This window comes from Arthrobacter zhaoxinii (assembly GCF_024385505.1).
Lineage (GTDB): Bacteria > Actinomycetota > Actinomycetes > Actinomycetales > Micrococcaceae > Arthrobacter_B > Arthrobacter_B zhaoxinii.
Map to the genome: position 1 here is coordinate 252,110 of NZ_JANFLT010000002.1, position 22,015 is coordinate 274,124.

General features: G+C 66.0%; 19 protein-coding genes, 1 pseudogene and 1 riboswitch. Of the genes and pseudogenes, 4 read left to right on the plus strand and 16 right to left on the minus strand.

The window, feature by feature from the left end; translation table 11 throughout:
• Positions 1-17: 17 nt before the first annotated feature.
• From NNX37_RS04740 to ctaD, 3 genes are all read right to left on the minus strand, one after another.
• Complete coding sequence (locus NNX37_RS04740; protein WP_308206302.1) at positions 18-1,415, minus strand: FAD-binding oxidoreductase; 1,398 nt, start codon at positions 1,413-1,415, stop codon at positions 18-20.
• 60 nt (positions 1,416-1,475) lie between these two features.
• Positions 1,476-3,125, minus strand: coding sequence for an L-lactate permease (locus NNX37_RS04745; RefSeq protein ID WP_255791515.1), 1,650 nt, complete (start codon positions 3,123-3,125; stop codon positions 1,476-1,478).
• Between the two features lie 154 nt (positions 3,126-3,279).
• On the minus strand, positions 3,280-5,034 hold the full coding sequence (ctaD, locus tag NNX37_RS04750; RefSeq protein WP_255791155.1) for an aa3-type cytochrome oxidase subunit I: 1,755 nt from the start codon (positions 5,032-5,034) through the stop codon (positions 3,280-3,282).
• Between the two features lie 212 nt (positions 5,035-5,246).
• Between ctaD and NNX37_RS04755 the strand changes: the two genes are divergently transcribed.
• Positions 5,247-6,017 (plus strand): SDR family oxidoreductase, encoded by a 771-nt coding sequence (locus NNX37_RS04755; RefSeq protein ID WP_255791156.1) that lies wholly within the window; start codon positions 5,247-5,249, stop codon positions 6,015-6,017.
• A 59-nt stretch (positions 6,018-6,076) separates the two neighbouring features.
• Positions 6,077-6,730: a PH domain-containing protein gene (locus tag NNX37_RS04760; RefSeq protein ID WP_255791157.1), complete on the plus strand. Its 654-nt coding sequence runs from the start codon at positions 6,077-6,079 to the stop codon at positions 6,728-6,730.
• Between the two features lie 36 nt (positions 6,731-6,766).
• Here the strand turns inward: NNX37_RS04760 and NNX37_RS04765 are convergent.
• The 8 genes and pseudogenes from NNX37_RS04765 to gcvP all read right to left on the minus strand — a co-directional run bounded on the left by NNX37_RS04765 (position 6,767) and on the right by gcvP (position 16,663).
• A pseudogene (locus tag NNX37_RS04765) lies at positions 6,767-7,187 on the minus strand (ChaB family protein).
• Complete coding sequence (locus tag NNX37_RS04770; protein WP_255791158.1) at positions 7,180-7,395, minus strand: hypothetical protein; 216 nt, start codon at positions 7,393-7,395, stop codon at positions 7,180-7,182. Before NNX37_RS04770 ends, NNX37_RS04765 begins: the two are co-directional and overlap by 8 nt.
• A gap of 167 nt (positions 7,396-7,562) precedes the next feature.
• On the minus strand, positions 7,563-9,137 hold the full coding sequence (locus tag NNX37_RS04775; RefSeq protein ID WP_255791159.1) for an alanine/glycine:cation symporter family protein: 1,575 nt from the start codon (positions 9,135-9,137) through the stop codon (positions 7,563-7,565).
• A 106-nt stretch (positions 9,138-9,243) separates the two neighbouring features.
• The gene (locus NNX37_RS04780) at positions 9,244-10,659 is read right to left on the minus strand and encodes an L-serine ammonia-lyase (protein ID WP_255791160.1); all 1,416 of its coding nucleotides are present in this window, start codon (positions 10,657-10,659) and stop codon (positions 9,244-9,246) included.
• Positions 10,660-10,670: 11 nt separating this feature from the next.
• Positions 10,671-11,978 (minus strand): serine hydroxymethyltransferase, encoded by a 1,308-nt coding sequence (glyA, locus tag NNX37_RS04785; protein WP_255791161.1) that lies wholly within the window; start codon positions 11,976-11,978, stop codon positions 10,671-10,673.
• Positions 11,975-12,352, minus strand: coding sequence for a glycine cleavage system protein GcvH (gcvH, locus tag NNX37_RS04790; protein WP_227919961.1), 378 nt, complete (start codon positions 12,350-12,352; stop codon positions 11,975-11,977). The genes glyA and gcvH overlap by 4 nt, the downstream gene beginning before the upstream one ends.
• A 315-nt stretch (positions 12,353-12,667) precedes the next feature.
• The gene (gene gcvT / locus NNX37_RS04795; RefSeq protein ID WP_255791162.1) at positions 12,668-13,798 is read right to left on the minus strand and encodes a glycine cleavage system aminomethyltransferase GcvT; all 1,131 of its coding nucleotides are present in this window, start codon (positions 13,796-13,798) and stop codon (positions 12,668-12,670) included.
• Positions 13,799-13,810: 12 nt separating this feature from the next.
• Positions 13,811-16,663: an aminomethyl-transferring glycine dehydrogenase gene (gene gcvP / locus NNX37_RS04800; RefSeq protein WP_255791163.1), complete on the minus strand. Its 2,853-nt coding sequence runs from the start codon at positions 16,661-16,663 to the stop codon at positions 13,811-13,813.
• Positions 16,664-16,805: 142 nt separating this feature from the next.
• Positions 16,806-16,911: riboswitch (glycine riboswitch) on the minus strand.
• 294 nt (positions 16,912-17,205) lie between these two features.
• Here gcvP and cycA point away from each other — a divergent pair.
• On the plus strand, positions 17,206-18,684 hold the full coding sequence (gene cycA / locus NNX37_RS04805) for a D-serine/D-alanine/glycine transporter (protein ID WP_407079928.1): 1,479 nt from the start codon (positions 17,206-17,208) through the stop codon (positions 18,682-18,684).
• 7 nt (positions 18,685-18,691) lie between these two features.
• Here cycA and NNX37_RS04810 read toward each other — a convergent pair whose 3' ends face one another.
• Genes NNX37_RS04810 through NNX37_RS04830 form a run of 5 tightly spaced genes read right to left on the minus strand, consistent with a single transcriptional unit; the run spans position 18,692 to position 21,149 of the window.
• Positions 18,692-19,315 carry an alkaline shock response membrane anchor protein AmaP gene (locus NNX37_RS04810; protein ID WP_255791166.1) on the minus strand — a complete coding sequence of 208 codons (624 nt, stop codon included), beginning with the start codon at positions 19,313-19,315 and terminating at the stop codon, positions 18,692-18,694.
• A 45-nt stretch (positions 19,316-19,360) separates the two neighbouring features.
• Complete coding sequence (locus tag NNX37_RS04815) at positions 19,361-19,975, minus strand: DUF6286 domain-containing protein (RefSeq protein WP_255791167.1); 615 nt, start codon at positions 19,973-19,975, stop codon at positions 19,361-19,363.
• Positions 19,972-20,373, minus strand: coding sequence for an alkaline shock response membrane anchor protein AmaP (locus tag NNX37_RS04820; RefSeq protein WP_255791168.1), 402 nt, complete (start codon positions 20,371-20,373; stop codon positions 19,972-19,974). The genes NNX37_RS04815 and NNX37_RS04820 overlap by 4 nt, the downstream gene beginning before the upstream one ends.
• On the minus strand, positions 20,370-20,549 hold the full coding sequence (locus NNX37_RS04825) for a hypothetical protein (RefSeq protein ID WP_255791169.1): 180 nt from the start codon (positions 20,547-20,549) through the stop codon (positions 20,370-20,372). Before NNX37_RS04825 ends, NNX37_RS04820 begins: the two co-directional genes overlap by 4 nt.
• A gap of 30 nt (positions 20,550-20,579) precedes the next feature.
• Entirely contained in the window at positions 20,580-21,149 is a 570-nt protein-coding gene (locus NNX37_RS04830; RefSeq protein WP_255791170.1) for an Asp23/Gls24 family envelope stress response protein, read from the minus strand.
• A gap of 203 nt (positions 21,150-21,352) precedes the next feature.
• Between NNX37_RS04830 and NNX37_RS04835 the strand changes: the two genes are divergently transcribed.
• Positions 21,353-21,991, plus strand: coding sequence for an RNA polymerase sigma factor (locus NNX37_RS04835; protein ID WP_255791171.1), 639 nt, complete (start codon positions 21,353-21,355; stop codon positions 21,989-21,991).
• Positions 21,992-22,015: the final 24 nt, after the last annotated feature.

A 22,015-nucleotide genomic window follows, 5' to 3' on the forward strand; every position in this document is an offset into this window, starting at 1 on the left:
GCGGCAGCGGCCCGGGGCTAGAGCGCCTTGCCCGGGTTGAGGATGCCCAGCGGATCAAGGGCGGTGCGGATGGTATTCATGACCTCCAGGGACACCCCGCCCAGCTCCTCCTCCAGCCAGTCCCGCTTCAGCAGCCCGATCCCGTGCTCGCCGGTCAGGGTGCCGCCCAGCCGGTGCGCCAGATGGAACATCTCCCCCAGCGCCGCTTTGGCCGGACCGGTGGTCACGGAGTCCTCCGGATCCAGCACAATCATGGGGTGCAGGTTCCCGTCCGCGGCATGCGCGATCGTAAAGATACGGACCCCGGTACGTGCGGAAATCTCCTCAAGCCCGCTCACCACTTCCGCGAGCCGGCCCCGCGGGACGCCGATGTCGCCGATGGACACCCGCCCGAGCTTTTCCAGGGAGGGGATGGCCTCCCGGCGGGCGGTGATCAGGGCGGCGGCGTGCTCGTCGTCGACGGCCTTCTCGCAGCTGCCCAGCGTTGTCAGGACGTCCATCACCACGTCCTGTTCGAGGAACGCCCCGTACCCATCCGTCTGCACCAGCAGGAACGCTCCGCCCTTCGACCGGTAATCGGTGCCCATCGCCATATCCACGGCTTCCAGTGTGGGTCCGTCCATCAGCTCCATCACGGAGGGCTGGATCCGGGCGGCAATGACGGCGGAGGCGGCCTGGGCGGCAGTAGTAACGTCCGGGAAGAACGCTGCCACCGTGGCAGTGTGCACCGGCATGGGGCGCAGCCGGAGGGTGGCTTCGACCACTACCCCGAGGGTTCCTTCCGAACCGATCATCAGGGCATTGAGGTCATAGCCGCTGACGCCCTTGATGGTCTCGCGGCCGGTGCGCAGTTCCCGGCCGTCCGCCAGGATCACACGCAGGGCCAGCACTGATTCCCTGGTGACACCGTACTTGGCGCAGCGCATACCGCCGGCGTTGGTGGCGATGTTGCCCCCGATGCTGCAGATGGCGGTGCTCGCCGGGTCCGGTGCGTAGAACAGTCCGTACTCCGCCGCCGCCGCGTTGAGGTCGGCGTTCAGCACCCCGGGTTCCACCACGGCCAGCTGCTCCCGGGGGTCGATGCGCAGGATCCGGTTCATGCCCGAAACGTCGAGGACCAGTTCGCCGGCCCGGGAGGACGACGCCGCGGCGAGCCCGGTGCCGGCTCCCCGGGGAACCACGGGTATGCGGTGTTCGGTGGCCAGCTGGAGGGTGGCGACGACGTCGTCCGCGGTACGGGCGAACACCACGCCGTCCGGAAGCGACTCCGGAACAAAGCCGGACCTGTCGGTACTCACCCGCTGCCGGTCCGCTTCCAGGAAGGAGACGGAGGGGAAGCCGCTCAGGACGGAACCGCCCGGGCCGAAGGTGACGCCGGCGGGAACGGGAACGGGATCGAGGGAGTGCGTGCTCACGGAATTTCTCCTTGCAGTTCGGGGACGCGGACGCCCCGGGAAACCGGAATCTCGAACGGTTTAAGGGACCATCCAGCCAAGAATCGAGGTGGACTGCAGCCAGATCAGCACGGTGATGAACGCCAGCAGCCCAAGGCTCCAACCGATGAGTTTGCGCAGCAGTGTCCCTTCCGCCCCGTCGAGGCCGACAGCGGCGGAGGCGATGGCCAGATTCTGCAGCGAAAGCATCTTGCCCATGACCCCGGCCGAGGAGTTCGCGGCGGCCATGAGCGTGGGCGAGAGACCGGTCTCATTCGCGGCGGCAACCTGCAGGGCACCGAAGAGGGAGTTCGACGACGTGTCGGACCCGGTCAAGGCCACGCCGATCCATCCGAGCAGCGGAGAAAGCAGGGCGAAGAAGCCGCCGGCGGACGCCAGGGCGACCCCGAGGGTGGTGGTCTGCCCGGACAGGTTCATCACAAAGGACAGCGCCAACACGGAACACACGGTCAGGATGGTCCAGCGCAGCTGGACCAGGGTTTCGCCGTACACCTTCACCCCGCGGCGCGGTGCAATCCGATACAGCACCATGGTGACGACTCCGGAGAAAAGCAGCAGGGTGCCGGTTGCCCGGATGTGGTCAAAGCGCAGGGTCTGGGCAGCCACCGGTTCGCCGTTGTTCCCGACGACGTCGAGTCCCGGCCACAGGAACGTGGTGCTCCCGATGCTGGTCAGCCAGGTCTTGACCACGGGGATCTGGGCGATGGAAAACACCACAATGATCACCAGATACGGGGCAATGGCCATCCAGACGTCGTGGCCCGAGGGCCGGCCGCCGGATCCGGTGAGGGTGTCCGTTCCGGTCCGGGTGTCCGTTCCGGCCGCTCCGGTCCCCGACGCCGACGCAGCTTCCCCTGCGTTTTCGGCCTCGCGGGATTCGCCTGTCATTCCGATGATCTCGGCCGGCTGCCAGACACGGAGCATCAGCAGCACTGCGATGACTGTCACCACGGCGGCAACGACGTCGGTCAGTTCCACGATGAAGAAGTTCGAGGCGGCGAACTGCGCGAGTCCAAAAGCAGCTCCGGCCACCAGCGCCACGGGCCACGTCTGCCGCAGCCCGCGCTTGCCGTCCACCAGGAAAACCAGGATCAGCGGAACCACCAGGGCAATAAAGGGTGTCTGCCGTCCGGTCATGGAGGAGAGTTCCTGCAGCGGGATGCCGGTGACGCCGTTGAGCGCAATGAGGGGAGCCGCCATGGCACCGAAGGCCACCGGCGCCGTGTTGGCAAGGAGGGCGACAACGGCGGATTTCAGCGGCTTCATGCCGGCGGCCATCAGCATGGCGGCCGCAATAGCCACCGGGGCACCGAAGCCGGCCAGGGATTCCAGCAGGGCGCCGAAGCAGAAGGCGATGAGGATCGAGAGGATGCGTAGATCGTCGGAGATCGAGCGGATCGTGCGGCCGAGGACCTCGAACCAGGGCGTTGCCACGGTGAGTTTGTAGATCCACAGGGCGTTGATCAGGATCCAGAGGATGGGAAAGATGGCGTAAAAGGCTCCCAGCCCCGTGGCCGAGAGGACCTGCCCCACCGGCATCCTCCAACCGACCACGGCGAGGATGATGGACAGTGCCAGACTGATCAGGGCCGCCTGGTACGCCTTCATCCGGAAGACGCCCAGCAGGACGAACAAAATCAGCAGGGGCAGCGCCGCCAGGATGGCGGACATGGCCAGGGAACCGGCAATCGGGTCGAGAGGCTGTTGGAAGGCAGCAGTCGTCACAAAAACTCCTTTGTTTTTGTTTCCACATCCACGGTGATGATGCGTTGACCCTAGGCCCGCCCCTTCGCAGGGTCAACGGTTTGGCAGTTTCTGCTTCCTGCTATTGCCGGGGATCGGGATTTCGCGGCTGTTCGCTGCCCATATCTGCTGCTCCAAAGAGTTTCTCGGCGGGTGAATCCGTGTCGGAGTTCGCCCGCGCCATCAGCTCCGGATGATGGAGATCCAGGGCGGGGCGTTCCGAGCGGATCTTGGGCAGCGAGGTGAAATTGTGCCGCGGCGGCGGGCAGGAGGTGGCCCATTCCAGCGAGCCGCCGAAGCCCCAGGGATCATCCACTTCGACTTTCTTGCCATGCCGCCAGGTGATGTACACATTCCAGGCGAAGGGAATTATGGACAACGCCAGAATCGCGGAGCCAATGGTGGAGAGCTGGTTCATTCCGGTGAAGTTGTCCTCCACGAGATAGTCGGCATACCGCCGAGGCATACCCAGCACACCCAGCCAGTGCTGAATCAGGAACGTGGTGTGGAAACCGAAGAACAGCAGCCAGAAGTGGATCTTGCCAAGACGTTCGTTGAGCATCTTTCCAGTGAATTTGGGCCACCAGAAATAAAATCCCGCAAACATTGCGAAGACCACGGTGCCGAACACCACGTAGTGGAAATGCGCCACCACGAAGTACGTATCCGAGACGTGGAAGTCCAGCGGCGGGGAGGACAGGATGATGCCGGTCAGTCCGCCGAAGAGGAACGTGATCAGGAAGCCGAGGCTCCAGAGCATGGGGGTTTCGAAGGTGATGGATCCGCGCCACAGGGTGCCGATCCAGTTGAAGAATTTCACCCCGGTGGGCACTGCGATCAGCATGGTCATGAAGGAGAAGAACGGCAGCAGCACCGCACCGGTCACGTACATGTGGTGCGCCCAGACCGTGACGGAGAGCGCCGCAATGGCAATGGTGGCGAAGACCAGGCCCTTGTAGCCGAAGATGGACTTGCGGCTGAAGACCGGGAAGATCTCGGACACGATGCCGAAGAACGGCAGCGCAATGATGTAGACCTCGGGGTGGCCGAAGAACCAGAAGAGGTGCTGCCAGAGGATGGAGCCGCCGCGTTCGGGATTGTAGATCTCCGCGCCGAAGCGCCGGTCTGCGCCGAGGGCAAAGAGTGCTGCTGCCAGGGGCGGGAACGCCATCAGGACCAGGATGGCCGTCACCAGGGTGTTCCAGGTGAAGATCGGCATCCGCCACATGGTCATGCCGGGGGCCCGCAGGCAGATGATGGTGGTGATGAAGTTGACGGCACCGAGGATGGTGCCGAACCCGGAGAGCGCCAGTCCGAAGACCCAGAGGTCTCCACCGAGTCCGGGGCTGAAGGCAACATTGGACAGCGGTGTATAGGCCGTCCAGCCGAAGGACGCGGTGCCCTGCGGGGTGAGGAATCCGGACAGTGCCACCAGCGAGCCGAACAGGAAGAACCAGAACGCGAGTGCATTCAGGCGGGGGAACGCGACGTCGGGCGCCCCGATCTGCAGCGGCATGATCACATTCGCGAAGCCGGCGAAGAGCGGGGTGGCGAACATCAGCAGCATCGCCGTGCCATGCATGGTGAACAGCTGGTTGTACTGCTCCCGGGTCTGCAGGATCTGCATACCGGGCTCAAATAGTTCGGCACGGATGAGCAGTGCCATCACGCCCGCCAGCGAGAAAAAGACAAAGGACGCGATCAGGTACATATACCCGATGGTTTTGTGGTCGGTGGAGGTGATCCAGTTGACGACAATCCGCCCTTTGGACACCGGAACCACCCGGGGTGCTACAAACGTTCCGTCCGGTTCCGCGGTGTATTTCACTGTCGACATGGAACTATCCCGATCCGCCGAAGGGTACTGCCCTGCCAGGAACACGAGACTGTGCTTGGTATCGTAGGGCGGCTTGTTACAGCCCGCCAGACCCTCCGGACAATCCATCGGCCGACCCCGCGGGATTCGCGCGGAACGGCGGCACTGCCGCCGGTTACCGGACCGTCCCGATACCGGTGCCGGATGCGGGAAGGGCAGGGCACAATCGGAGGATGGACCATCACGCCCCCTCAACCGAAATGCCCCGGACCGCTGTGATTACCGGGGCAGGCTCAGGGATTGGCCGGGCTACAGCCCGGGCGTTTCTGGCTGCCGGCTTCCGGGTGGCCCTGGCAGGACGGCGGGAGGCTGAACTGCGGGAAACGGCTGCCGGATCCGCGTCGGCACTTGTGGTGCCCACCGACGTCACCCTGCCCGACGACGTCGAACGGCTTTTCGCCGCCGCTGCGGGCGCGTTCGGACGGGTGGATGTGTTGTTCAACAATGCCGGGACCTTTGGCCCCACGGGCAGCATTGACGAGCTGAGCGTCGAGGACTGGAACCGGACCCTGGCGGTGAATGTCACCGGCACGATGCTGTGTTCAGCGGCGGCCGTACGGCACATGAAGGCTCAAACACCGCAGGGCGGCCGGATCATCAACAACGGCTCCATCTCGGCGCATACGCCGCGTCCGCTCTCGGCGGCGTATACGGCCACGAAGCACGCCGTCACCGGCCTGACCAAAGCAATCGACCTGGACGGGCGGCCCTTCGGTATCACCTGCGGACAGATCGACATCGGCAATGCGGCCACGGAGCTGCTCACCGGGATCGGCGGCGGCCAGGGCGCGCTGCAGGCCAACGGCACCCGGGCCGTCGAACCCTCGTTCCCCGCGGCAGAAGCTGCGGCTGCCGTGCTGTTTATGGCCTCCGCTCCGGCGTCGGCGAATGTCCGTTCCCTCGTGGTCACCGCGGCCGGCATGCCCTTCGGCGGCCGCGGCTAGGGGTGTTTCATCCGGAGTCTTAGCCCTCCACGCGGTGGCTTCCACGTATGCTGGCGGTCATGGGGATACAGAACACCGGGCCCGGGTATTGGCGGGCGGCACAGGACAAGGTCGAACTCTTTCAGCGGAACCCAAGCGAACCTGCGCCGCCGTTCCGGCTGAGCGGTGTGTGGGTGGCACTGTGGATTTTCCTGCTGCTGTTGGGCGGAGTGGTGGCATACATGGCGTTCGACTCCCTGCAGACCGGAAGGCCGTGGAGGCGGGGCGAGAGTGTGTCGAGCTCATGGATCCCCCTCATCCTCGGTCTCGGCCTTATGTCCGCGCCTATCTGGCACTACCCTCAGATCCGTAAGGACTGGGGCCGGCTGTCTCCCAGGATGACCGTCACGGCCGCCGGCGTGGACATTTACGTCATGGCGGCGCCGCGTTCCCTAGGCTGGGAAGCCGTCCGCGGGTTCCGGGTGGACACCACCGGCAGCTGGGACCAGTTGGTAGCCGACCTCACCAAACCGCACCCCAATCCGGTGAAGAAGGGTCCGGCCCAAGTCACCTCGTATCCTGGCGTCTCGTGCCTTGAGCCGCACAGTACCGCCTACGTCCTGAACTCTCTGCTAGCCAGGCCCGACCTCCGCGCGGACCTCGGATCGCCCCGCTCGGAAGCGGAAATCAACGCACTCATGGTCAGCGCAGTTCCGGCAAAGCCCACCGCCTAGGCCCCTCCTCCACCACAGAAGCGGCAGGCCGGGTTCCTAGCCCTCCCGGGCCTTCCGGGTCTGCTTCTCGCTGGCCTTCTGCAGCGCCGCCACCAGCTCATCCTTGGTCATCTTGGAGCGGCCGGAGATTTCCAGACGGGACGCGAGTTCATACAAGTGGTCCTTGGACGCGTTCGCATCCACTCCCCCGGCGGTGCCCCTGGACGAGGTGCGGCCTTCGGCGGCCCGGGCATCGGAGGGACCCTTCTGCTCCTTTTCCTCCCAGTGGTCACCCACCTTTTCGTGGGTGTGCTTGAGCGAGGCGTACGCCGTCCGGGCCGCCCGCTCGCCGTCGCCGTATTCCTCCACCGCGGAGTCGTACGTCTTGGCGAAGGTGTCCTGCGCCGGCATCCGAGCGCTGCAGAGTCGAAGGCAGTTCGCTCTTCACTGCGTGGTCATTCCTGCCGGTCTTAGGCATCCTCGTCCCTGTCCGCAGCGTTCTCTTCGACTCCGTTCGGGTCCATTGCCTCCAGCACCTCGTCCGGATCGGTGTCGTCCGGCAGTGGTTCGGGTTGGCGCCATTCCTCGAGGTGGCCCGGGCGTGTGGTCTTGGTCAGGTCCTCGGTCTCGAGCTTCAGCTCCTCATCGAGGCGGCGCCCGTGGGTGCTGTTTCCGCGTTCAGCCATGATGCGTTCCTTTCGGTCCGTCGGCAGTGAGCGTCCTTACGGTCTACCACCCTTCCCGGCACGGGCTCAACCAAAAAAACTTCTTCGCCGCTCCCGGCAGTGCACGGGAGCGGCGAAGAAGTTTTTTGCAGGACCGGGGGCGATGGCTGATGCCCGGAAGACAGGGGTTAGGCGGTGGCGGCGGCGGCCTCGATGTCGTCGTCGTCGATGCCCAGCATTTCCAGCTTTCCGCTCTTGCGGTCTGCCAGGTACTGCTTCATCTCCTTCTTGATCACGGGCAGCAGCAGGTACACGCCGAGCAGGTTCACAAACGCGCAGACGAACAGTGCGGCATCGGCGAAGCTGATGACCTGGCTGAAGGACAGGACGCAGCCGGCCACGGTGAACGTCAGGAAGATGACCTTGTAGGCGATCTCGCGGCGCTTGCCGCGGCCGAAGAGGTATTCCCAGGACTTCAGGCCGTAGTAGGACCAGGTGATCAGGGTGGAGTAGGCGAAGAGCGCCACGGCGATGGAGAGCACGATCGGGAACCATGGCAGGACGGTGGCGAACGCATCGGAGGTGAGGATGACGCCGTCGGGCGCGTCGCCGCCGGCCTGGACCTGGTCAATCCCTGCCTGCAGGCTGGGGGTGGAGGCCATGATGATGGCCAGGGCGGTCATGGTGCAGATGAGCACGGTGTCCACGAGCGGTTCGAAGAGCGCCACGAAGCCTTCGCTGACCGGGCGGCGGGTCTTGACCGCTGAGTGCGCGATGGCGGCGGAGCCGACGCCCGCCTCGTTCGAGAAGGACGCCCGCTGGAAGCCGACGATCATGACGCCGATGATGCCGCCGGCGAAGCCCTCGGGACGGAACGCGCCCTCGATGATGGCGCCGAAGGCTGCCGGCACGTTCTCGAAGTTGACGATGATGACGAACAGGCAGGCCAGAATGTAGATGCCGCCCATGGCTGGCACCAGCTTGGAAGTGGTGGCACCGATCGACTTGATGCCGCCGAGGATCACAACGGCCACCAGGGCCGCCAGGACCAGGCCGAAGATCAGGGCCGCGCCCGCGCTGCCGAGGAGCCCGTCGTCGCCGCCGGTGACGTTCTGGATCTGCGCGAAGGTCTGGTTGGCCTGGAACATGTTGCCGCCGGCAATGCCGAAGATCAGGATCGCTACCGCAAAGATCCCGGTGAGGATTTTAGCCGGCCAGCGGCCCAGGCGCCGGAAGGCCACCGGCAGGTACTTGAACGGACCGCCGCTGATGGAGCCGTCCTCATGGACCTCGCGGTACTTCACGCCCAGCGTGCATTCCGCGAACTTCGAGGCCATGCCCAGCAGGCCGGCCAGGATCATCCAGAAGGTCGCACCAGGGCCGCCCAGGGCCATGGCCGCACCGACGCCGGCGATGTTGCCGAGACCGACGGTCCCGGACAGGGCGGAGGTAAGGGCCTGGAAGTGCGGCACCTCCCCCGGATCATCCTTGGAGGAGAATTTGCCGCGGACCACCTGGGTCGCCACCTTCAGCCCGCGGAACTGGATGAATCCGAAGTAGAAAGTGAAGACGATACCGGCGAGGATCAGCCAGGCGACGACTACGGGGAAGCTGAAGTCTCCAATGGTGACCGGGAAGAACACGATCCCGGAGAATACGGTGGTAATTGGTTCGAAAAAGGAGTTAACCGCGGAGTCAATGGTGCCGAGCAATCCACCGTCCTCCGATGCCGGTGCCATGGAAACTGCCCGTGCTGCGTTCATTGGTTCGAACCCCTGTTTCAAGTAAGCGTGCTGTCGAATGCGACAACATAGCCTTGCTTAACCCAGCGGTATTGCACAAATCACAGTCCGTACATGAGACAGCCGGTCAGCACTCCACCACATTGACGGCCAGGCCGCCGAGCGCGGTTTCCTTGTATTTGGAGCTCATGTCACGGCCGGTTTCCCGCATTGTCACAATGACTTCATCCAGCGAGACCCGGTGTTCGCCGTCGCCCCAGAGCGCCATTTTCGCGGCGTTCACGGCCTTCGCGGCTCCGATGGCATTGCGCTCGATGCACGGCACCTGCACCAGTCCGCCGATGGGATCGCAGGTCAGGCCGAGGTTGTGCTCCATGGCGATTTCGGCGGCGTTTTCCACCTGCTCCGGGGTGCCGCCCAGGATCTCGGCCAGGCCGGCGGCGGCCATAGACGACGCAGATCCCACTTCGCCCTGGCAGCCTACCTCGGCGCCGGAAATCGAGGCCTGCTCCTTGTACAGCACACCCACGGCGGCGGCAGCGAGGAGGAAGCGGACCACGACGTCGTCGCGCTGCTCCGGGGTCGCGTTTTCCATGCCGGGGCCGTAGTGCGTGGCGTAGAACATGACGGCGGGGATGATGCCTGCCGCGCCGTTTGTGGGCGCAGTGACCACCCGTCCGCCGGAAGCGTTTTCCTCATTGACGGCCAGGGCCACGAGGTTCACCCACTCCTGCCAGAACTTCGGGTCCCGGTCCGGGTCCTCGGCCCGCAGCCGGGTGTGCCAGGCCGGAGCACGACGGCGGACCTTCAGTCCGCCGGGCAGCAGGCCGGTACGGCGGATGGCGGAGTTTTTGCACTCCTCCATCACGTCGCGGATGTGCAGCAGGCCCGAACGGATCTCCGCCTCTGACCGGGAAACCCGCTCGTTGGCCAGCATCACTTCGCTGATGCTCAGTCCGTCGGCGGTGCAGTGCTCCAGCAATCCGACGGCGGTGCGGAAGGGATAAGGCAGATCGGACTTGCTGGCCTCCAGTTCCAGGGCGTCCGCCCGCTCTTCACCCTCGCGGACAATGAAGCCGCCGCCCACGGAGAAGAAGGTGGCCTCCTGCAGCACGGATCCGTCGGCGGCCAGGGCGGCGAACTTCATGCCGTTGGTGTGCCGCGGCAGCACCGTGAGCGGGTGCAGCACAATGTCCGCCTCGCCGTATTCCAGCGGCAAGGCCACGGCGCCAGGAACCTGGGCGCACAGCTGCAGTTTCCGGGATGACTCAATATCGGCCAGCCGCTGCTCCACCTGTTCGGGCAGGATCAGCTCGGGAGCGAAGCCTTCCAGGCCCAGCAGCACTGCGGTCATCGTGCCGTGGCCCCGGCCGGTCGCCGCGAGGGAACCGTAGAGGTCCACCCGCAGGCCGGCGACGGCGGCCAGGCTGCCGGCGTCGACCAGCTCCGCCGCGAAGACTGCAGCGGCGCGCATCGGGCCCACGGTGTGGGAGCTCGATGGGCCGATGCCCACGGTAAAGAGGTCAAAAACGCCGACTGCCAAGGTATTGCTTCCTAACGGTTTGCCGCAGCGGGGGCAGCGGAGAGGTCCGCTACTTCCGGGTACAGCGGGTGGGCCTGCGCGAGGGCGGTGACGCGCCCGCGCAGCGGTGCCAGGTCCGAGTCCTCGCCTGCAATGAGGGCCTTGGCAATGATATCCGCGACCTCGCGGAACGCGTCTTCGCCGAAGCCGCGGGTGGCCAGGGCCGGGGTGCCGATCCGCAGGCCGGAGGTCACCATCGGCGGCCGCGGATCGAACGGTACGGCGTTGCGGTTCACGGTGATGTCGATCTGCGCCAGCCGGTCTTCGGCTTCCTGGCCGTTGAGGGCGGCATTGCGCAGGTCAACGAGCACCAGGTGCACGTCGGTGCCGCCGGAGACCACCGAGATGCCGGCCGCGGCGACGTCGTCGGCCAGCAGGCGTTCGGCGAGGATCCGGGCGCCGGCAAGCGTCCGTTCCTGCCGCTCTTTGAACTCAGGGGTGGCGGCAATCTTGAAAGCGGTCGCCTTGCCGGCGATCACGTGTTCCAGCGGGCCGCCCTGCTGGCCGGGGAACACCGCGGAGTTGATCTTCTTGGCAATATCGGCGTCATTGGAGAGGATGATGCCGCCGCGCGGACCGGCAAGGGTCTTGTGCGTGGTGGTGGTGACCACGTGGGCGTGCGGCACGGGGCTGGGGTGCAGTCCCGCGGCCACCAGGCCGGCGAAGTGCGCCATGTCCACCATGAGGTAGGCACCCACCTCGTCCGCGATGCGGCGGAATTCAGCGAAGTCCAGCTGGCGGGCGTAGGCGGACCAGCCGGCCACAATCAGCTTGGGCTGGTGTTCCTTGGCAAGGGCTTCCACTTCGGCCATGTCGACGCGGTGGTCCTCTTCGGCCACGTTGTAGGGCACCACGTTGTAGAGCCGGCCGGAGAAATTGATCTTCATGCCGTGGGTCAGGTGCCCGCCGTGCGCCAGGGACAGGCCCAGGATGGTGTCTCCCGGCCGGATCAGGGCGTGCATCACGGAGGCGTTGGCCTGCGCGCCGGAGTGCGGCTGCACGTTGGCGAAGCCCGCGCCGAACAGGGACTTGGCCCGGTCGATCGCCAGCTGCTCAATGACATCCACAAATTCGCAGCCGCCGTAGTAGCGGCGTCCGGGGTAGCCTTCGGCATACTTGTTGGTCAGCACGGAACCCTGGGCCTCCATGACGGAAACCGCGGTGTGGTTTTCGGAGGCGATCATCTCCAGGCCCTGCTGCTGCCGGCGGAGCTCGTTGTCGATCTGCTCCGCGACCTCGGGATCGACTACAGCCAGCGAATCGTTGAGGTAATCGCTCACAGGTCGCCGCCGTTCTTCTCTGCGTATTCCTCGGCGCTGAGCAGTGCGCCCTCACTCGTGGCGTTCACGGTGAACAGCCAGCCGGCACCGTACGGGTCCTCGTTGAGCAGGGCCGGGTTGTCGATGGCCTCCTGGTTGATCTCCACGATCTCGCCGGACACCGGGGCGTAGAGGTCCGAAACGGACTTCGTGGACTCGACCTCGCCGCAGGTTTCGCCGGCGGTCACTGTGTCGCCGACGGCGGGCAGGTCAACATAAACAACATCGCCGAGGGCGTCGGCGGCGACAGCGGAAATGCCGACACGGACGGGGCTCGAGGAGTCCACCCACTCGTGTTCGGCGGAATAGCGGAGTCCTGCGTTTACTTTGCTCATCTGTTTGCCTTTCGGAAGAAGCTTGATCGTGTCGTTCTCTAGTCCAAAGTCTAGGCGCGGGCGCTGGCGGGGCGGCATTCGCCGCCCCTTAGCGTTGCAGATCCTGCCCTCCTCCTCGCAAGCTCGGAGAGGGACCCTGGATCTTTCGCTGCCTCGCTCGTTCCTCGCTCGGCGATGCGGGGCTACACGAACGCCACCCCGCCTGCGCGTTCCAGCAGCTCAACAAACGCTCCCACCTGCTAACGTGAGCCGCTCTCTGCAGCTTGCCACCGACTGCACCCCGCGCCGCCGTCGAAAGCGTCTTTGTCTTTGGCGTTACTGCTTGCTGCGCTTATAGAACGGAAGCTCGACAACCCTGAAGGGTTCGGGCTTGCCACGGAGGTCCACCTGAAGTTCCGTGCCGGGCTCGGTGAATGCCGTGTCTACGTAGGCGAGGGCGATGGGGAAGCCGAGCGTGGGGCTGGGAGCGCCGGAGGTGACTTTGCCGATGACCGTTTCGCCGTCGCTGCTGAGCACCGGGTAGGAGGAGCGGGCCGAACGGCGGCCGGAGCCCTTCAGGCCCACGAGGCGGCGGGCCGGGCCTGCTGCCTTGCGGGCTTCGAGCGCTGCCCGGCCCACAAAGTCGCCCTCCTTGGAGAGGGCGACGACAGGCCCCAAACCGGCGGCATACGGATCGGTGTCGAGGGTGAGCTCGTTGCCGTACAACGGCATCCCTGCTTCCAGGCGGAGTGAATCGCGGCAGGCCAGGCCCGCCGGGATCATTCCCCGGCCTTCCCCGGTGGTGAGCAGCGCGGACCAGAGGGCCGCGGCGTCGTCGTGGGGGACGTAGATCTCGAAGCCGTCCTCGCCGGTGTACCCGGTGCGGGCCACGAGCAGGTTCAGGGTCCGCTCCCCCGTCCGGATGCCCACCGTGGCGGCGGCGTAGTACTTCATGCCCGTGACCAGGTCCTGCTGGCCGTCCAGCACCAGGTCCAGCAGGACGGCTTCGGCAACCGGGCCCTGCACGGCCACCAGCGAGGTTTCCGCCGAAACGTTGTTCACGGCGACGTCAAAGCCCTCGGCGCGTGACGCCAGTTCGGCGGCCACCGTGTCGGCGTTACCCGCGTTGGGGACCACCAGGTAGGCGTCATCGGCTAGCCGGTAGCTGATCAGGTCGTCGATGATCCCACCGTCGTGGTTGGTGATCAGCGAGTACTTGGCACGTCCCGTCTTCACTGCGGAGAGCTTGCCGACGAGGGCGTAGTCCAGGAACGCTGCGGCATCCGGGCCGGAGACTTCCACTTCGCCCATGTGGGAGAGGTCGAACAGCCCGGCTGCACTGCGTATGGCCCGATGTTCGGCCAGTTCGGAGCTGTATTTCAGCGGCATCTGCCAGCCGCCGAAATCGGTGAAGGAAGCACCCAGCTGTTTGTGCGCTTCGTAAAGCGCCGTGTATTTCTCAGTCATGGAATGGTCCTTCTAGTTTTCGAAGTCTTCGATGGGCGGGCAGGAGCAGATCAGGTTCCGGTCTCCGGCGGCGCCGTCAATGCGGCCCACCGGCGGGAAGTATTTGTCCATGCGCAGGGTGCGCAGCGGGAAGGCTGCCTGTTCACGCGGGTAGGCGCGGTCCCACTCGTTGGCTGCCACGACGACGGCGGTGTGCGGGGCGTTGCGCAGCGGGCTGCCCTCGAGGGTGAAGTCCCCGGCGGCCACCTGGTCGATTTCGGCGCGGATGGCGATCATCGCGTCGATGAAGCGGTCCATCTCGCCCAGATCCTCGGACTCGGTGGGTTCCACCATGAGGGTGCCCGCCACCGGGAAGGACAGCGTGGGGGCGTGGAAGCCGTAGTCCACCAGTCGCTTGGCCACGTCTTCGGCGGTGACGCCGGTCTTCGCGGTCAGCTCGCGCAGGTCCAGGATGCATTCGTGCGCCACCAGCCCGCCCTTGCCCGTGTACAGCACCGGGAAGTATTCGTTCAGGCGGGCAGCCACGTAGTTCGCTGCGAGCAGGGCGTGCTTGGTGGCACTGGTGAGCCCCTCGCCGCCCATCAGGCTGACGTAGGCCCAGGAGATAGGGAGCACGCCGGCAGAGCCGAAGCGGGACGCGGAGACGGGAATGTCCTCGCCGCCGGTCCAGGTGGCGGCGTCGCCGGGCATGAACGGGGCCAGGTGCGCCTTGGCCGCCACGGGTCCGACGCCGGGGCCGCCGCCGCCGTGCGGGATGCAGAAGGTCTTGTGCAGGTTCAGGTGGGACACATCGCCGCCGAACTCGCCGGGCTGCGCCAGCCCGACCAGGGCGTTGAGGTTGGCCCCGTCAATGTAGACCTGGCCGCCGGCCTCGTGGATGGCTTCGCAGACGTCGCGGACGTCGTCGTCGAACACGCCGTGGGTGGAGGGGTAGGTGATCATGATGGCGGCGAGGTTCCCGCGGTGTGCGTCGATCTTGGCGCGCAGGTCCGCGTGGTCGATGGCGCCGTCGTCGGCGGTGGCCACGACCACCACCTTCATGCCGGCCAGCACCGCGGAGGCAGCGTTCGTGCCGTGCGCCGAGGCGGGGATGAGGCAGACGTTGCGCTGTTCATCGCCGCGGGAGTGGTGATAGCCGCGGATGGCCAGCAGCCCGGCCAGCTCGCCCTGCGAGCCGGCGTTGGGCTGGATGGAAACCGTGTCATACCCGGTGATGACCGCGAGCTTCTCTTCCAGATCCGCAATCAGTTCGCGCCAGCCCTCGGTCTGGGAATCCGGAGCGAAGGGGTGGATGGAGGCGAACTCCGGCCACGTCATGGCCTGCATTTCCGCGGTGGCATTGAGCTTCATGGTGCACGAGCCCAGCGGAATCATGGTGCGGTCCAGGGCCAGGTCGCGGTCCGAGAGGCGGCGCAGGTAGCGCAGCATCTGGGTTTCGGAGCGGTAGGAGGAAAACACCGGGTGCGTCATGAACTCCGAGGTGCGCAGCAGCCCGCCCGGCAGGTCGAAGCCTTGCGCGGATTCCGCCGGGGCGGCGCCGAAGGCTGCGGCGACGTCGGCGATCACGGCCGGCGTCGTCGTTTCATCCGCGGAGATGCCCACGGTGTCCGCGTCGATCCGGCGCAGGTTGATGCCCTTCGCTTCGGCGGCGGCAATCACCTCGGCGGCGCGGCCGGGAACGCGGGCGGTCACAGTGTCAAAGAAGGACTCGTGCAGCAGTTCGACGCCGGCGCCCTTCAGCGCGGTGGCGAGGGTCCGGGCGGAGCCGTGGGCGCGGCGGGCAATCGCGCTCAGGCCTTCGGGTCCGTGGTAGACGGCGTACATGGAGGCGACGATGGCCAGCAGGGCCTGTGCCGTGCAGATGTTGGAGGTCGCTTTTTCCCGGCGGATGTGCTGCTCGCGGGTCTGCAGCGCCAGGCGGTAGGCGGGGGTGCCGGCGGAGTCCTTGGAGACGCCCACCAGGCGGCCGGGCAGGGACCGTTCCAGGCCCTTGCGGACGGCCATGTAGGCGGCGTGCGGGCCGCCGTAGAACAGCGGAACGCCGAAGCGCTGCACGGAGCCGACGGCGATGTCCGCGCCCTGCTCGCCGGGAGGGGTGATGAGGGTCAGGGCCAGCAGGTCCGCGGCCACGGTGACCAGCGCGCCGCGGTCCTTCGCGTCAGCGATCACCGGGCTCTGGTCACGGACCACGCCGGAGGCGCCGGGCTGCTGGAGGACGACGCCGGCCAGCTCGCCTTCGGGCAGGCCGTCGGAGAGGTCGGCGACAATGACGTCGAAGCTGAGCGCCTTGGCCCGGCCCTTCACCACGGCGATGGTCTGCGGGAACAGTTCCGCATCCAGAACAATGGCGCCGTTGCCCTTTGCCTTATTGGACCGGCGCATCAGCAGCACCGCTTCAGCAACGGCAGTGGCTTCGTCCAGCAGGGAGGCATTGGCGATGGGCAGGGCGGTGAGGTCCTGAACCATGGTCTGGAAGTTCAGCAGCGCTTCGAGCCGGCCCTGGGAGATCTCGGGCTGGTAGGGGGTGTAGGCGGTGTACCAGGCCGGATCCTCCACCACGTTGCGCAGGATCACGGGCGGAGTGTGTGTGCCGTAGTAGCCCTGGCCGATCATCTGGACGGCCGTTTTGTTCTTGCCGGCGATGCGCCGCAGGGCCGCGAGGGTTTCCTCTTCGCTCTTCGCCGGATCCAGGACCAGCGGGAAGTTCTGCCGGATGGCAGCGGGGACGGCCATGTCCGCCAGTCCGTCGAGGGAGTCGTAGCCGACGACCTTGAGCATGGTCTCGACGGCATCGGCGCGGGCACCGATGTGCCGGTCCACGAAGGATGCTGCGGCGGGGGCGGCGGAGGACGGTTCTACAGACATAAGAGGCTCCAGGAAAGGCAGACGGGGGTGCGTCGACGGTTCCTCCCCGCTCTGTATTGGACCTGAGAGATTCCGCGGGTGTACTTCCGCTTGCACCGTCGGTGAGGTCCCGGCACAACCGGGAACTGCTTTCCAGAGTTGCCTCGCTGTGGCGGTTCGGGGGCCTGAGAGATTCCCGGGGAGGGTTTGCTCCTACGGCGCCCGCCGATGCTGCTGCGCATCCGGCGGGACTCTCCCGCCACGGCTGATAAAGGCATGTTCAATTGTGACTGCTGATGTGACACAGCCAACTTTAGCCTGCGCCCGGCTGCGTCTCAACCGGTCAATACGCCCGGCCGCGGAGCGGCGAGAACAGGTCCGCACCCCGGTGTGACCTGCGACGTCACACCCCTTGGAATTTGACGGGGCCTGTTGGCGGCTTCCAAACTGAAATGTCGGCGGCAGCGCCAACAACTTAGGGCTGCCTCATGGGGCGGCATAGGCGATAACGGCGGATCAGCTGCCGGCGGGTGCCTATTAGAAGGATTTCAATGTCTGAGCGCATGACCCGCCCACCAAGCGGCAGCACTGTTTCCGCGCCGGAAAACAGCGCCGAAGAACCCCATCTGGCCCGCTCCCTGTCCAGCCGGCACATCCAGCTGCTCGCCATCGGCGGGGCCATCGGCACCGGACTGTTCATGGGCTCCGGCAAGACCATCTCCGCCGCCGGCCCGTCGGTGATCTTCGTCTACGCGATTATCGGCTTCATGCTGTTCTTCGTGATGCGGGCCATGGGCGAACTGCTGCTCTCCAACCTTCGTTACAAGTCCTTCACCGACTTCTCCGCGGACCTGTTGGGCCCCTGGGCCGGCTTCTTCACCGGCTGGACCTACTGGTTCTGCTGGGTGGTCACCGGCATTGCGGACGTGGTGGCAATTGCGCACTACGTCACCTTCTGGTGGGGCAACGCTCCCCTGTGGATACCCGCCCTGGCTTGCATCCTGCTCCTGCTGGCGCTGAACCTGCCCACCGTCAAGGCGTTCGGTGAGACCGAATTCTGGTTCGCGCTGATCAAGATCATTGCCATCCTGACGCTCATTGTGGTGGGCCTGGTGATGATCCTGACCGGCTTCACGCACGGCGACGGCGTGACCGCCAGCTTCGGCAACCTCTGGGAACACGGCGGATGGTTCCCCACCGGCCCCATGGGCTTCATTGCCGGCTTCCAGATTGCCGTGTTCGCGTTTGTCGGGATTGAACTCGTGGGCACCACCGCGGCGGAAGCCAAGGACCCGGAAAAAAACCTGCCCCGGGCAGTGAACTCCATTCCGATCCGCATCCTGCTCTTCTACGTAGGCGCCCTGGTGGTGCTGATGGCCGTAATCCCCTGGGACGAATTCAGCGCCGACGAGAGCCCGTTTGTAGGCATGTTCACCCTGGCCGGGCTGGGCACCGCCGCTGCCATCGTGAACTTCGTAGTGCTGACTTCCGCGGCATCTTCGGCGAATTCGGGGATATATTCCACTTCGCGTATGGTTTTCGGCTTGGCGCAGGACGGCGATGCCCCTCGCCCGTTCGGCCGCCTTTCCCCGCGGAAGGTTCCGCAGAACGCCCTGTTCTTCTCCTGTACGTTCCTGCTTGCCGGCGTCGTTCTGCTTTACGCCGGCCAGTCCGTGAGCGCCGCGTTCACCATGGTGAGCACCATTTCGGCCCTCTGCTTTATGTACGTCTGGTCCATCATCCTGATCAGCTACCTGGTGTACCGAAAGCGCCGGCCGCAGCTGCACGCGGCCTCGAAGTTTAAGATGCCCGGCGGCGTCGTTATGGCCTACGTGGTGCTTGCTTTCTTCGCCTTCATCCTGTGGACGCTCACCACCAACGCGGACACCCTGCAGGCCCTGCTGGTCACCCCGGTCTGGTTTGCCCTGCTGGGCATCATCTACGCCGTCCTGCGGCGGACACCGGTGCACCAGGCGCGGGTGGCTGCGCACCGGAACGACGTCGCCCGCGAGCGCGCGGCGCTCACCGCCGGCAAGCCGTAAGCAGCTCTTAGTAGACGACCGTCCCCCGGGAGCTGACCGTAGCGCCGCCTCCGGGGGCTCCGGCTTTATTGCTGGCGTCGATCTCCAGTCCGAACGTATTGAGCGGCACTTCCAGGGCGGACACCAGGTGCGGCACCACCTCCTGCTGGATCCGGGCAATCACTCCCTGCACGTCGGCGTCGGAATTCACCGTCACCTTCATGGCCAGGTCCGGTTCGTCCGCGGTGCCGCGCAGGCGGACGCTTGAGTTCACCACGCCGGGCAGCTGCTCCGTCTCGTGGCCGACGGCGGCGGCCAGGACCTGTGGATCGCACACGGTGACACCGTGCGCCGGGTCCTCCTGGAGCCGGAAGGTTCCTGCCGCCCGGGCGCGGGGAACCTGGGCCAGAAGCCACCACAGTCCCAGGACGCCCAGGATCAGCCCGGCCAGCAGCATGCCCCACGAGGTGTACTCCCCGGCCAGGAATCCCCGGCCGTTGGACAGCACCCGGTCCGAACGTCCGGGGCTGCCGCCGATGAGGCGTGCCAGCGTCCCGCTGGCAACCAGTACGGCCAGCACTCCGGCGGCGAGGAAAAGAATCCCCAGGATGATCAGCCACGTCCGGTTGGCTTTCCCCGAATGATGTCTCATTTTCCGCTGCCTTCCCTACTGGTCCGCGCCATCGGTTCCACGCCGTCAGTTCCGCATCCGGACCGATGCCGTGACCTCAGGCACCGGATCCAGCCCGGTCGCGGCGAGACGCGAGCGCACCCCGTCCACCACCCAGTGCTGCACATCGGAGGTGCCGTGCAGCGCCGTCGTAACGTCCACATGGACCTTGCGCGAAGAAGCAGTCGCGGACGCGGAAGCCACTCCGTCAATGTGGTCGCAGGTGGACGCCGCCAGCCGGGCAACTGCCCGGCGGCTCATCACCACGTTTTCTCCGCCCCGGACCGACGGCACGCCCCCGGATTCCGCCGCCCCGGGCAGCCCCGGCATGTTCACCGGCTTGGCCTGCAGCGGCAGCGCGGAGAAGTCGCCGGGGATCATCCCGCACAACAGCAGGATCACCCCGATCAGCAGAAGCACAACCGCCCCGGTCCAGCCCCGGCTACTGTCCCATCCGGTTTCGGAGAGCCAGCGCAGCGGTTCCGTCACGAACACCGGCCAGGTGCCCTGCGTCAGGCGGACGACGGCGGCCCAGACCAGCGCCACGCCGAGGGCCAGCAACAGGACAGCGGAAATTGTTGCGGGAACGGACCGGCTGGGCCGGCGCCGCATGGAGACCGGCGGCGGAATCTTCGCGCTCACTGCAGTTTCCTTCGCCGGCGCAATTCACGCTGCGGCGGCTTCAGCCAGGAAACCGTAATGTCCACCTGCCGCACCTGAACTCCGGTCAGCTCGGTGACCCGTTCGGTGATCCGGCGGCGCAGCTGTTCGGTGGCCTGCCGCAGCGGCATTGGATACGGAAGCCCCACGGTGACCTTGAGGCTGGCCACGTTTCCGGCCAGCTCCACGCTGGCGTCCGGACGTGCAGAAAGGTCAGCCCGGCTGCCGATGCCCAGGAATCCGCCCGAGCTTCCGCCGGCGAAGGTTTCGTCCCGGGCCACCTGGCTGGCTGTTTTCTCGAGTACCTTCCGCGCCAGGACGGTTTCCCCGCGGCCATCGATATCCCAGGGCTGACGGATTGCTGCCGAAGGAACGGTCATCGGCTTGTCGCTTTACCGAGCATTCCGGGAACGTCCACCTTCCCGTCTGCCACCAACCCCACCAGAAGCCCGATCAGGCCGAACAGGACCGTTATCAGGAAGGCCAGCCAGCCGCCGAAGGCCAGCACGATTCCCAGTACCAACCCGACTGCCAGACACCACTGTGTTCCGGACATGGAATCCTCCTCTTGGTTGTTGTGCTGCCGTTACTCAAGGCTCTTGGACTGGCTGGGCGCCGGCTGTCCGTCCTGGTCCTCGTTCTCGTCCGGCAGGTGGACGTCGGTGACGTTCACGTTCACCTCCAGCACTTCCAGTCCGGTGGCGTTTTCCACGGACCGGATGACGTTGCGCCGGATTCCCTGGCTCACTTCCACCACGGAATAGCCGTACTCCACCACGATGCTGACGTCGATCGCGGCCTGCCGTTCACCCTTTTCCACGGTGACCCCGTTGCTGACGTTGGTCTGCGACCCCGGAATCCGTTCGGTCATGGAGCTGAAAGCACGCCGTGCGGCATTTCCCATGGCATAGACACCAGGAACCTCCTTGGTCGCCATCCCCGCCAGCTTCTGCACCACGGTTTCTTCAATGGTTGTGTCCCCCCGGGGTGTCTGCAGCGGCCCCGACCGGCGGTCGGCATCAACCGACGACGATCCCTGCGACGTGCCCTGTCCGGGATCAGAGCCCTGCATGGTCTGCGTACTCTGGGCACTCTGCGTACTCTGTGGATTGGTCGAAGCGGACGTTGCCCCCGCTGCCTTTGACGGATCTGCCATGGGAATCATCTCCTGCGTCATTCAATGCGGATACTCCGCGCACGTCCCTTACAGAGTTAATGACGGGCCGGACCCGGAATCGTCACAGCCCTTCGGTAAGTTCCACCGACTTTCCGCTATCCGGTCCGTTGATATTCCGCTTCAGCTCCGGTTCTGGGAAGATCACTGCACGTCCGGCCGCCGCCGGACGGGACAGGGACACCATGGCAGGATCCGAGCTGCCGCAGGCGGCATATAACGGCAGGAGTTCTTCCCGGCCCACGCAACCGGGGAGCGTCGATGAGGCGGGCCTGGTTGCGCTGGCACGTGACGGAGACCTGACCGCCTTCGAATACCTCGTGGCCATTTACCAGCGCCGGCTGTTCCGGCTCGCCTACCGGATGCTTCGGGACCGGGGGGACGCCGAAGACGTCGTCCAGGACACCCTGACGGCCGGCTGGCGGATTCTTCCCACCTTGACCCGGGAAGAAGCATTCGGCGGCTGGGTCTACCGGACGGCTACCAACCGCTGCCTGGATGTGCTCCGGCACCGCACCTCCCACCCCCAGGACCTGCCGGGCGCCGATCCGCTGGCCGACGTGGCAGCCGCCGTCGCCGCCCGGGAATCCGAGCGGGAGTCGGATCCGCACCACACTGCAGAGGTGGCCGCGGAGCTGCAGGCGCTGCGCAGGGCCCTCTCCCTGCTTCCGGCCGACCAGCGGGCCTGCTGGCTGCTCCGCGAGGTCCACGGCCAGAGCTATGCGGAGATCGGTGCCGCCCTGCGGATCAGCCCGCAGGCGGTGCGCGGCCGCCTGGCCCGGGCCCGCCAACGCCTGACAGCGGCCATGACGCAGTGGCGGTAGTCCCTTGTTATTCCACTAGTTAGA